General features: G+C 45.7%; 11 protein-coding genes. 6 read left to right on the forward strand and 5 right to left on the reverse strand.

Translation table 11 applies throughout. The features are described from left to right. Positions 1-679: 679 nt before the first annotated feature. A complete protein-coding gene (locus RIC07_RS21205) occupies positions 680-979 on the forward strand; it encodes a ferredoxin (protein WP_006106268.1) in 300 nt (99 codons plus the stop codon). Between the two features lie 410 nt (positions 980-1,389). On the opposite strand, the gene RIC07_RS21210 is transcribed toward RIC07_RS21205, so the two are convergent. The 4 genes from RIC07_RS21210 to grxC form a co-directional block, all read right to left on the reverse strand. After that, positions 1,390-1,647, reverse strand: coding sequence for a hypothetical protein (locus tag RIC07_RS21210; RefSeq protein WP_446396251.1), 258 nt, complete (start codon positions 1,645-1,647; stop codon positions 1,390-1,392). Between the two features lie 679 nt (positions 1,648-2,326). Continuing rightward, complete coding sequence (locus RIC07_RS21215; protein ID WP_446396252.1) at positions 2,327-3,433, reverse strand: Gfo/Idh/MocA family protein; 1,107 nt, start codon at positions 3,431-3,433, stop codon at positions 2,327-2,329. 64 nt (positions 3,434-3,497) lie between these two features. Continuing rightward, entirely contained in the window at positions 3,498-4,460 is a 963-nt protein-coding gene (gshB, locus tag RIC07_RS21220) for a glutathione synthase (RefSeq protein ID WP_446396253.1), read from the reverse strand. Between the two features lie 236 nt (positions 4,461-4,696). Then, a complete protein-coding gene (grxC, locus tag RIC07_RS21225) occupies positions 4,697-4,975 on the reverse strand; it encodes a glutaredoxin 3 (protein WP_006106260.1) in 279 nt (92 codons plus the stop codon). 989 nt (positions 4,976-5,964) lie between these two features. On the opposite strand from grxC, the gene RIC07_RS21230 reads away from it, so the two are divergent. The 5 genes from RIC07_RS21230 to RIC07_RS21250 all read left to right on the forward strand — a co-directional run bounded on the left by RIC07_RS21230 (position 5,965) and on the right by RIC07_RS21250 (position 10,670). Beyond that, complete coding sequence (locus tag RIC07_RS21230; RefSeq protein ID WP_446396254.1) at positions 5,965-6,870, forward strand: MBL fold metallo-hydrolase; 906 nt, start codon at positions 5,965-5,967, stop codon at positions 6,868-6,870. Between the two features lie 128 nt (positions 6,871-6,998). Next, a complete protein-coding gene (locus RIC07_RS21235; RefSeq protein WP_446396255.1) occupies positions 6,999-7,976 on the forward strand; it encodes a bifunctional riboflavin kinase/FAD synthetase in 978 nt (325 codons plus the stop codon). Positions 7,977-7,993: 17 nt separating this feature from the next. Beyond that, positions 7,994-8,902 carry an AAA family ATPase gene (locus RIC07_RS21240; protein WP_446396256.1) on the forward strand — a complete coding sequence of 303 codons (909 nt, stop codon included), beginning with the start codon at positions 7,994-7,996 and terminating at the stop codon, positions 8,900-8,902. A gap of 259 nt (positions 8,903-9,161) precedes the next feature. Next, positions 9,162-10,025, forward strand: a complete 864-nt coding sequence (locus tag RIC07_RS21245) for a Uma2 family endonuclease (RefSeq protein ID WP_446396257.1) — start codon at positions 9,162-9,164, stop codon at positions 10,023-10,025. An 87-nt stretch (positions 10,026-10,112) separates the two neighbouring features. After that, entirely contained in the window at positions 10,113-10,670 is a 558-nt protein-coding gene (locus RIC07_RS21250; protein ID WP_446396258.1) for a cytochrome C, read from the forward strand. A 236-nt stretch (positions 10,671-10,906) separates the two neighbouring features. Here the strand turns inward: RIC07_RS21250 and RIC07_RS21255 are convergent, their stop codons facing one another. Beyond that, positions 10,907-11,827 (reverse strand): phosphodiester glycosidase family protein, encoded by a 921-nt coding sequence (locus RIC07_RS21255; RefSeq protein WP_446396259.1) that lies wholly within the window; start codon positions 11,825-11,827, stop codon positions 10,907-10,909.

Genomic DNA, 11,827 nt, shown 5'->3' on the forward strand with positions numbered 1-11,827 from the left:
AGGGTGTAGGGTGTAGGGAAAAATTGACGCTTCGACTCCGCGAGGGCGTCAACACCGAATTTCGACAGGCTCAATTGCCGCGGAGTCGAGGTGTTGAACTTTACTCAGGAAGTCACCAAAATTGTTTATTCGTTGGCTCGCTTGGAGAGCGCTCGCTCCTTACCCTATCTCATCTTAGGGGCTTTTCTTTTGTGTTTCTCTACGATTTTCCCCACACCCCACACCCCATACCCCACACCCTGCCTACCTTTGACGCGAGCTTGTCACCCCTTCAACTGATTCAACTTACTTAGGCTTCCCCGCCCTCACAGTCGGCGGGGTGGTTCATGTCTAAGTACAAATCATCGAACTTAATTATAAATATAACTAATACTGATTAATCCAGGCTGGAATCCGTCAATAGCGTGAATAAAAAACCAGGCAAACCCTTGCCAACACCGCCATTGACTGGGATAATAATGCCTCACATATCTGGACACTGACGGCTTGATGTACCTATAAGAATAACTAATTTAATATTCAATTAACACTTTCATTCCTAATCCTGTTTAAACTTTTTAACTTTTTTTCGTAGTATCAGAAGTGAGGCAGAAAAAGTTGCTCCCACCAGCTTAGGCTAGTTGGAGCATACTACAGCACAATTTATTCTGCTGCTTCAGAGTAATAGAGAGGAACACAAATGGCAAGTTACAAAGTCACCTTAAAGAACGAAGCTGAAGGCTTGGATACTACTATTGAAGTACCTGATGACGAGTACATTCTCGATGTGGCGGAAGAGCAGGGTATTGATTTACCCTATTCTTGCCGTGCTGGTGCTTGTTCGACCTGCGCTGGTAAACTCGTCAATGGTGAAATTGATCAGTCTGACCAGTCTTTCTTAGATGATGATCAGATTGAAGCTGGATATATTTTGACCTGTGTAGCTTATCCTAAATCTGACTGCACCATCGTCACTCACCAAGAAGAAGAACTGTACTAATTCTGTCAATATTGTTCAGGCGTTAACTCAATCGCCTAATCCATCAATAAGCCTGCTAACTATGTTAGTAAGGAAAGCAGGAACACAAAAAAACGGTGTTCCTGCTTAAAGTATATATAGCGTTTTCATTTGCGATGTGGAACTCACGATAGTAGACAAAGGGAATAGGGAATAGGGAATAGGAAACAGAGAACAGTCAGAAAGAGGGACAGGTGTTTTTTTATTGAGAAACTAGCATTGGATTCCATAAATGATTTGGAATTACTCTAGAAGAAGACACCACTTTCCCCTACATGAGGTGAGGATAAAAACCGTATTATTTTCGCTGCCAGCCAGACTCAGGTCAAACTGTAGAGAGACTAAAACATCTCCAAACAGCCACCCATGAACCATCAACAATGAACAATTGTTTACCCTCCCAGTTGTAACTGTGTTTCTGTTCTGGGATGAGGTATTGCTTGAGGAATTGGTAACTCCAGGCTTCTCGGTGATTTCTTCTTGAGTTGCTGGAGTTGTTTTCGACTCGCTTTATCTTTGTTGATAAAACGGTTATTGAGAGTTTGAATCTCCTGGAATTCACTGTCGGCGGACTTAAATAACCACTTATCATCCGAGTCAAACTCAAACATCGAGGTTAAGTGACATTGAGTAGGATGACTATATCGCATACATCCGCTATCAGAAGAGTTGACATCGCAAAAAGGGCATTGAATTTGGGAACACGTATTCATAGTAGGCTGTGACATAGGTGAATTTTTCTTCAACCTCAACAGGCACGGAAATCAAGACATTTCATCCTTACCTTAACATTTCTAGACTCATTAAGTGAGGCTTAGGTTCCGATGTCCTCAAGTCTGCTGCCATAGACTTCCTCTAGGGGGGATAGCCGTAAATCACTTATTCTATAAAAATTTCATGAATACCCCCCTGGTGGGGATGTGGTTATAAGGGCTTGTAATCCCTTCTCTTTATGGAAGATTCACAGAATTTTACCGTTATTTTTACTCAGACTTCAAATAATTTTTTACAGTCAATTATTCTTCTGAGCAATTAAATTAAAATGCCTCAATTATTCTCTCAAGCTATTAAATTAATTGGCTAAATTTGATGCCCACTTAAAAGCCTTAATCATTTTATTTTGTGGCTATAAACTCTAAAAAAGTAACAAGCGCTACCGAATACTCCCCATTATAACTCTTACTTTTAACAAAAGTTGACTGAATAAAGGTGAGGAAGATGGCAAAATTCAGGAAGCAGTCAGTTGATCCTCCTCATTTAGGGGTTAAAAAGTTATGAGAACACTGTTTCCTGTTCTCTTCCCTCACCACAATACTGATTCAGCAACCCCTACGCTAAAAAACTGGATAAACTAGGTACATCTACCCAACTGTTCTCTTGATGCGATTGATGGGTTAAATCCATTAATAATTGGGAATAGACGCCTTCCGCCAGCGAAGGACTTTGATGTTTATTCGCATCAATACTTTGTACCCACTGATCCACAACCCGAATAAAGGGTGCTAAACGTCCATCCGGGTAAACTTGGGGAAATGCTAGTCGTTTAGGAATGTCTACTTCTGACAGCGATTCTCCAGCCGAGGCTGCCCAAAGCTGAAATCCATGGACATAATCGTTTTGGTTGGAACTGCCCAAAACCAACGTTCCGCGATCGCCATAGACTTCGACAAAATGCCCCCGCCCATTATAAGTAACGGAACTGATGCAAAGTTGGCAAGGTGTACCATCGGCTAATTCCAGCATCAGCAGACAGGTATCATCGGCGTCCACGGGTTTCAGTTTTCCCCCTGCACTGGGATCAGGACGTTCTGGAATTGCCGTACTCATTTGGGCGCACAACCGACGCACCGAACCAAACAACCAATTAATGTAATCAAAAGCGTGAGACCCCACAGCGCCTAATGCACCGCCGCCCTTCTCTTTTTGGGCGTACCAGTTCCAAGCCCGTTGCGCGTTGGCACGACTGGAGACTAACCAGTCAATTTTAATCAGACGCTTCTGACCAACATAGCCGGATTCTAACTGTTCTGCCAAGAGTTGCCATGGGGGAACAAAGCGAAATTCAAAATCCGGCATAGCTACAACCCCTTGCTTATGGGCGAGGTGATAGAGATCTCGCGTTTCGGTAGCTGAGAGGGTCATTGGTTTTTCCAATAACAGATGTTTTCCGGCTTGCAACACCTGCTGCGCCATGTCGTAGTGGAGAAAGGGTGGGGTAGAAATGCTCACCGCTTGGACATCTGGCATCGCTAGTATATCCTCCAGGCGATCGCTCGCTTGGGGAATATTATGAGATTCAGCTACCGCCTTGGCTTTATCCAAATGCGGATTATAAACCGCTACCACCTGTGTGCGAGGGTGAATCTGAAAACCTGGGATATGAATTTTCTGTCCAAATCCGGTACCGATTACAGCAACTCCAATTTGATTTGTCATTTGTTGTTTAGGGAACAGGGAACAGGGAACAGGCGAGAAGGAATTTTAATTCATAATTCATGAGCTAATTTTGTTGTTCAACCCAGGCAATCACGTCTTTGCCTAAGCACGTACCATTAAGCTGATCAATCTCACGGATACCCGTGGGACTGGTAACATTCACCTCGGTGAGATAGCCACCAATCACATCGATTCCCACAAAATACAAACCATCTTGTTGCAACTGTGGTTTGAGTAAAGCACAAATTTTTTGCTCTTGCGCTGTAATTTCTGTCGCCGCCACTCGACCCCCAACTGCCATGTTGCCGCGAAATTCGCTGCCTGTAGGAATGCGATTGACTGCCCCAATCGGGTCACCATTGAGGAGGATGATCCGCTTGTCTCCCTCTTTAGCCGCCGGAAGATAAGTTTGCACCATGACGGGTTCATATCCCCATTTAGTGCTAATTTCGACTAGGGAATTAAAGTTGCGATCGCCTGCTTCTAGAAACAAAATCCCTTCCCCAGCTTTACCGCCCAAGGGTTTAAGCACGGCTGCTCCTTGTTTCTCGACGAATTTCTGGATGGTCAACTTATCCTGGCTAACAATAGTTTCAGGAATCACTTCCTTAAACTGTAGGGCATACATTTTCTCGTTCGCCCGTCGCAAACCCGTTGGCGTATTGATAACCTGAGTCTTTTTGGGGTTGATGTAATCAAGAATGTACGTCGCATAGAGGTAGGGAATTGTCACGGGGGGGTCAGTCCGCATAAAAACGGCATCCATATCCTCTAATGGAAGGGACACCGTATCCGCGATCGCGTACCAGCGTTCACTGACAACCCAACGCCCCTCAACGAGTTCGGCTGGGGTTAGCTGCACTTTCTCTAGATTTGCCCACGCTTGATTATTGACAACTGTTAGCTTTTGAGCTTGAGTAATCCAAACGTCATGACCTAAGGCTTGGGCAGCTTCCATGAGTGCCACACTCGTATCATGACTGGGATTAAGCTTTGAGAGCGGGTCAATGATAAACGCAAATTTCACGCTGGAATCCTACCTCGGTTATTAATAATCAAGTTGCGGCTAATAGTACCATTTTGGGGTTTGTCGGGGCGGGTTTAGGGACTTTCGTTTCACTATTGACGATAACGTTGGTTCAAAACCCGCCCCCAGCTTCCCCAGCTTCCCCAGCTTCCCCTGCTTCCCCAGCTTCCCCAGCTCCCCCTGCTCCCCCAGCTTCCCCTGCTTCCTCTGCTCCCCCTGCTCCCAGAACTCCCCTATCAATGACTCGCCCCTGCTCCGTCTTGCAGTAAGGTATCTAGTTCACCTTGTAGTTCTAACCCATACAGGTCGTCGCAACCCCCAATATGGTGGTCATTGATAAAAATTTGTGGCAGAGAACGGCGTCCATTTGCCCGTTGTGCCATTTGCTCTCGCGCCTGTTCATCACCATCGATACAATATTCGGTAAAGTTAATGCCCTTTTCATTGAGCAACCCTTTAGCCCGCATACAATAGGGGCAGCGGCTCCAGGTATAAATTTCGACCTTGGGTTCCATTCTCTTTTCTCAACGTCAGCAACATTTCTTAAATTTTAGCTTTCTTCGCCGGAACGTCTGCACAAAGTCATTAAGTCATTCAAGCTCAACTTGAGCTAAAACGTGATCAAAATCACATATTGGTGTTGCCTCAAATGCCTAACAAGTTTAGCTAAACTTGTTAGGCTGTGGAAAACAGTAGGTATAAACTAGAGGTAAAGCATCTCAGACCTGATGCTAATCCGTGAGGAACTAGCATCAGATATAGTAGCTAGACCCCTTAACCCAAAAAGAAACTGGATCGCTCTCGTGCAACTACCTCCCTCAGACCACTACTGCTGAATAGCCTCGATTCACCAACCTTGCCCTAAAAGGGACAAGGATTGACCAAGCCAGTTTGGACAACGTAAGAGGTGAATAGCTTTTTGAGCCTAGTCCTGGCACAGACTTCCGAATACTTCCCTAGTTCGGACTATCTCTAAGCCTAATTGGTTAGGCGTTGGGTAATGCCAAGACATCTTGGACTAGGTGAGCGAAGGGACTTATTACAGGTTTTGCTGGTTCCTGGGATTATATCCATTTAAAAACCAGCATTTAATTGTAAAGCTGTCTTATAAAGACAGGGTTTCAGACCCAAAAGAGTTTCGATGATGAGCGGTGTGAGCAACTCAAAAGCGTCAGGAACGGATTTATCGCGATCGCGGAAGTTATTCCCTGGTGATAAATTCCGCAGACGTTACATGTTACTTGACGTCCCTAAGCTCATCCATCCACAATCAAAACAACTGGTTCAAATCAGCTTAAACAAAAAAACTCCTAAATTACCATGACTATTCTATTTAAATCTCTCCGGGAGTTTTATTGGGTTGCCTACCGCTAGCAATGATATGTTGATGATTACTCCGGGTCGGTGGAGATGTTAAGACTGTGGAAATTGGATGAAAAAGACTCCTCATCAACCTGAAAACACTAACAAATGGACTGTCTGAAAAAGCCTGCAAGGAAAAATTATGTCTAGTCAGCACAACGGATTCACAATTCACTTTTGGGGCGTTAGAGGAAGTATTGCCTGTCCGGGTCCAGAAACGGTTCGCTATGGCGGAAATACTCCTTGTGTGGAAATGCGAGTGGGTAGAGAACGATTAATTTTTGATGGGGGTACAGGCTTGCGGGTGTTGGGACAGTCCATGCTATCACAAATGCCAGTGGATGCTCATCTGTTTTTCACCCACTCCCACTGGGATCATATTCAAGGGTTTCCGTTTTTTGTGCCCGCGTTTATCAAAAGCAATCGTTTCCGTATCTATGGAGCGATCGCGCCCAATGGTTCCACGATTAAGCAACGCCTCACCGACCAAATGCTCCATCCCAATTTTCCTGTCCCGTTGCAAGTCATGCAAGCTGATTTGCAGTTCTATGACCTAGAGGTTGGTGAAAGCGTTGAGCTGGGCGAGATTACCGTCGAAAATACCCTGCTCAATCATCCCGGTGAAGCGGTGGGGTATCGGGTGAATTGGCGGGGACATGCAGCCGCCTACATTACCGATACCGAACATAGACCTAGTGGTTTAGATGAAAATATCTTAAAACTGATTCAAGATGTGGATGTGCTGATCTACGACGCCACCTACACGGATACCGAATATTATTCTCCGGCAACTAGCAAAGTGGGGTGGGGTCATTCGACTTGGCAAGAAGGGATTAAGTTAGCCAAAGCCGCTAACGTGAAAACTCTGGTTATCTTTCACCACGATCCGTTACACAACGATGATTTCTTGGATCGAATTGGGGAAGAAGCCATTCAACACTTTCGCAATACCGTTATGGCTCGTGAAGGCTTGTCCATTTCTTTGGTGGAGTCGGCTGTCTCCGATCCAGTACCTCTGCAACAAGAGGCAAAAGCTTCGATTCGATAATATCCCCGACTTTATCCCTCCTACCCGATCCCTGACGTCTTGAAGAAGTTGGGGATCTAATTTAACTCGAAGCCAACGAGTTGGTCAAGATCTAGCCACGACTCCGAGAATGTGTAAAAATGTAAAGCGTGTGGGTTACTTCTTCTCTTGCCACTGCTTTAACACCAACTGCTGTTGCCCTAGGAAACTTTGACGGCATTCACCGAGGGCATCAACAGGTCATTCATCCTATTTTGCAGCACTCTAGCATTTTACCCGGTCAGTCTGAGCCGATAAATCCTCAAGAGAGGGTTAATCGGGAAGGAAAGCATATTTATCCGACTTTGGCAACCTTTTATCCCCATCCCCGTGAATTTTTTTCCGGTCAACCGTGGAAGCTATTGACACCCAAGCCCGAAAAAGTAGATCAGTTGCAGCGCTTGGGCATTGAACAACTGGTACTACTGCCCTTTGACCGAGAATTGGCAGCATTAAGTCCAGAACAATTCGTGGACAAGATTTTAATTGAACAATTGCGAGCCACCCATGTCAGTGTGGGAGAGGATTTTCGCTTCGGATATCGCCGGACTGGAACCGCGAAAGACTTGCAGGCGATCGCAGCCACTTATGGGGTTCAGGTTACCATTGTTACTATCCAAACCTGTCAAGGTGAACGAATCAGTAGTTCCTTAATTCGCCAATCCCTAGAAGAAGGAGATATCCTCAAAGCTAATCGCTTATTGGGGCGTCCTTACAGCATTATGGGTCAAGTGGTCAAAGGGCAGCAATTAGGCAGAACCCTAGGCTTTCCCACCGCCAATCTGGAATGGTTCCCCGACAAGTTTTTACCACGCAATGGGGTTTACTGTGTGCGAGTCAGTCGTCCCTCATTCCCGGATCAATGGGGTGTAATGAATATAGGAGAACGTCCTACCGTCAAAGGAACCTGCTTGACAGTTGAGATTCACCTGCTAAATTGGTCTGGTGATTTATACGGACAGACGATAACCGTGAGCCTAGAGCAGTTTTTGCGATCGGAACAAAAATTTGCCTCCCTAGATGACCTAAGGACGCAAATCCAGGCTGACTGTGCGGCGACGATAACTTTTTTTGAATCTCAGCAATAGGGAATGGGGAAACGGTAATGAGAGAACGGATTGAGCAACTCAAAGAAAATCTGGCTCAGACAATTGTCGGGAAAGCCGATGCCATTCGTTTAGTCCTGGTTGCTTTGCTCTCAGGCGGTCATGCTTTGCTAGAGGATGTACCTGGGGTGGGTAAAACTCTGCTGGCGAAATCCTTAGCACGTTCCATTGATGGGCGATTTCAGCGAATTCAATGTACACCTGACCTCTTACCTGCGGATATCACCGGGACAAATATTTGGAATCCCAGTAGCCGTGAATTTGAATTTCTCGCCGGTCCAGTCTTTGCCAATATTCTACTGACGGATGAAATTAACCGGGCAACCCCGCGCACGCAGTCAGCATTACTGGAGGTGATGCAAGAACGGCAAGTGACTGTGGATGGGGAATCTCGTAACGTTCCCCAACCCTTTTTTGTGATTGCCACTCAAAATCCGATTGAGTATCATGGCACGTTTCCCTTGCCAGAGGCGCAAATGGATCGATTTACCCTATCTTTATCCCTGGGTTATCCGACGCCTGAGGAAGAACTGCAAATGCTGCAACTGCATCAGGGAGGGATGGTGCTTTCGGAACTTAAACCCTGTATTTCAACGGAGGATGTTTTGGAATTACAGCGTCTTTGTCAGCAGGTGCAAGTTGAACGAGAGTTACAGCAGTATATTCTTAACTTAGTACGGGCATCTCGTGAGGCGGAAGATGTGGTTTTGGGAGTCAGTCCACGGGGTACTGTGGCATTACAACGGGCGGCGCAAGCCTTCGCATTTTTGGACGGGCGAAGTTACGCGATTCCCGATGATGTGAAGATGCTGGCACCTCATGTTCTGTCCCATCGTCTCATGGCAGCAGGAGGGCGACAGGCGAAGCCGATTGTTGAACAGTTATTGCGTTCGGTGGCAATTCCGTAAGAGGAACTCGTGGAAAATTGTCATAAAAGCGACAAAATTATCTCGGTTAGGACAAAGGGTGGGTTTTGCTGTTCCATTATCGGTGGGGAAGAGGGGCGTTTTTGTTGATTTAGTTGATTTATCGGTGAGGAGGGCGGGTTTTGTTGAACATTTATTGGTGGATATCTGAATTAAGTCCCTAAACCCGCCCCTACGATTTGTCCCTAAAGGGAATTTCTAAAATTGACTTATTATTTCTGATCATTCCTAGCTAGATCTTATGTTTCCGATCAAATACCCTATTCCTCAAAGTGATCCACCCAAATCGCCGAGGGAAACCCTGCCGACGATGTATGATCTGCCTAGTGAAAATCCGGAGGAACCTGGTTTGCCTGATGAGTTCCATGATTGGCAGGCACAATTGTTGAGCCTCACGTTTTGTCCGCCCCATTATCCGGTGGAGGAGGTGTTTTGTGCCAGTGACATGAACCTTTACTATGATGTGCGTCATGCTCTATGGTACAAACGACCTGATTGGTTTGGTGTGGTGGGTGTACCCCGACTTTATGATCAAGCCGATATGCGCCTTTCTTATGTGGTTTGGCAAGAGGGTATCAATCCGTTTGTGGTGGTGGAGTTACTGTCTCCCGGTACGGAAAAAGAAGATTTAGGGGAATTGGCAGCGGATACGTTACCACCTGCGCCAAGTTCGCTGGAGGGTGATGGACAAACTATTGAGCCTCCGTCTAAGGAAAAACCGCCGCGAAAATGGGAGGTTTATGAACAGATTTTACGGATTCCTTACTATATCGTTTTTAGTCGTTATACTAATCAGCTCCGAGTCTTTAAACTAGAGGGGGCGCGTTACCAAGAATTAGAGTTACCTGAATCGCGAGTATGGATGAGGGAGTTAGGGTTAGGTTTGGGATTATGGCAGAGTGAATTTCAAGGCATTGAGCGCTTGTGGTTGCGCTGGTATGATGCAGAGGGCAACTGGATTCTGACTGAGGCGGAACAAGAGCGACAGCGAGCTGAGGAGGCTGAATCTAGGGCTGAGGAAGCAGAAACTAGGTTAGAATCAGTGCTTCAGCGACTGCGGGAATCAGGAATTGACCCTGATAGATTTTTGGAGGGTCAAAGCTGAGGTTTAAGCCCCCCTTTTGAAGGGGGGTTTGGGGGGATCTCCCAATGTTCAAGAAAAACTTCCGGTGTTCGAGTTAGGGTAAAGCCTGTGGGGTTAAAAATTCGGCAACATAAAAATCTGCGATCGCACGCTGTTTTATTGGTACTTGTACTGGTGTGGAGTATCCTTCTTGGTGGCGGTATGGCAGGGGTTTTAAGGGCAGCAGAAACACCCCAATCCCCGAATTCAGAAACACTGGTGGCGATTGGCACCGTTGACCCAATTCCAGAGCGCTATCAAACTGGATTAAAACTGTACCTGGAAAACTGTGGCAGTTGTCATGTTGCTTTACCCCCAGAAGTCATGCCAACTCAAACCTGGGAAACTTTGCTATTAGAACCCGAACAGCATTATGGACAACGGTTAGAGCAGATTCCGCGCCCGTTTATCTTCATTGTCTGGAATTATTTACGAACGTTTTCTCGTCCGTTAGGGGAAGATGAGAAAACGCCCTTTCGTGTGACTGAATCACGATATTTTAAAGCACTTCATCCGCGTGTTGATTTACCTCCGACATTGACGGCGGCTGGGTGCATTAGTTGTCATCCAGGAGCAAGAGATTATAACTATCGGCGTTTAACACCAGAGTGGGATGATTCACCGTAGGGATGTGGAAAGATTATGGATTTGATGGTCATTTTTACACTGATAGAGCCTCTGATACCAAATCCGCCTTTATTACCCCCTTTTGCCAAGGCGATTGAAATCGCTGCTACACAAACAAAGTCCGCCTGCGCGGACTGGGTTATATAGCACTACGCTCTAAGGTTAGGACAAAAAAAGAAAAATTTAAATCGCTCAATCCCTTGATGAGTCAGTGTTTTTCTTCACTATTATTCGATTTACTGATTTTCTGTCGCGGGTAAAGCATAAAAGCCTAAGTGATTGGCAACTGGACGTTCAACCATGGGAAGTTTGGTATGAATTGGTGCATTTAATACAGTCGTTCCTGATGAGGTTGCCATTACTAATGTGCTTGAACCGCCCCCATCTAGATTTAAGGCTTGATCAGCACCTAAATTAATTACAATTTCAGCTAATTCAGCTAAGGTTACTCCTTCGCTGTAAAAGGGTTGCTTGCCATCTACAGCAATCAGCCACAATTTTTGACCCTGCTGATCAACAGCAACGGCGATTCGCGAATAGGGTTTGTTGTTGCTTTGCTTAGAGAAGCTAGCCGTGACAGGTTTACTATGGTTGACAAAAAGACGATTACCTGCAACCGCTTGCACTGTACCTTCTGGACAGTTTCCCTGTTCAACGATTTGGGCGCGATCGCTCCCTAAAAAGCATAACGCAGACCAATTCGGTTTAGGGGGTGAGTAACGATTGCCATTGGATATGGCTTGTCCGATTACAGTCGTGCGATCGCCACTGTGAGGATAATAGTCCCAAGGCGTCTTTTCCCGAAAGAGATAGAAGAAGTTAGCATTGATTGCTAGTTGCAGTTTAAACTCGCGGACAAATTCTGAGGTGGTTCGCGCATTGGTTACGGTATTATCTGACGTTGGTGTTCCTGGGGTAACAAATACCTTCACTCCGGGTGCTGTTAAGTCAATGGTGACACGATGAATAACCAGTGGGCGGGGTGATAATCGAACATCGCGTTTATAAACAATACCTTGAAACAGGAGTTTTTCCACATCAGTACGGGGTGGGCGTAAGCTAATCAGCCGACTATAAAGTATTAGTGGGATGGCTAAGATACCCATACCCGCAATGATGAAAAATTGCTTCCAGTTAATCCAATTTCGGTGATTCAT

The organism is Coleofasciculus sp. E1-EBD-02 (genome assembly GCF_040218245.1).
GTDB lineage: Bacteria > Cyanobacteriota > Cyanobacteriia > Cyanobacteriales > Coleofasciculaceae > Coleofasciculus.

What these genes read in the sequence shown, in the direction of transcription:
- RIC07_RS21205 (WP_006106268.1), top strand. Translation starts at nt 680, where the DNA reads ATGGCAAGTTACAAAGTCACCTTAAAGAACGAAGCTGAAGGCTTGGAT.
- RIC07_RS21210 (WP_446396251.1), bottom strand. Translation starts at nt 1,647, where the DNA reads ATGCGATATAGTCATCCTACTCAATGTCACTTAACCTCGATGTTTGAG.
- RIC07_RS21215 (WP_446396252.1), bottom strand. Translation starts at nt 3,433, where the DNA reads ATGACAAATCAAATTGGAGTTGCTGTAATCGGTACCGGATTTGGACAG.
- grxC (WP_006106260.1), bottom strand. Translation starts at nt 4,975, where the DNA reads ATGGAACCCAAGGTCGAAATTTATACCTGGAGCCGCTGCCCCTATTGT.
- RIC07_RS21230 (WP_446396254.1), top strand. Translation starts at nt 5,965, where the DNA reads ATGTCTAGTCAGCACAACGGATTCACAATTCACTTTTGGGGCGTTAGA.
- RIC07_RS21240 (WP_446396256.1), top strand. Translation starts at nt 7,994, where the DNA reads ATGAGAGAACGGATTGAGCAACTCAAAGAAAATCTGGCTCAGACAATT.
- RIC07_RS21245 (WP_446396257.1), top strand. Translation starts at nt 9,162, where the DNA reads ATGTTTCCGATCAAATACCCTATTCCTCAAAGTGATCCACCCAAATCG.
- RIC07_RS21255 (WP_446396259.1), bottom strand. Translation starts at nt 11,827, where the DNA reads ATGAATCACCGAAATTGGATTAACTGGAAGCAATTTTTCATCATTGCG.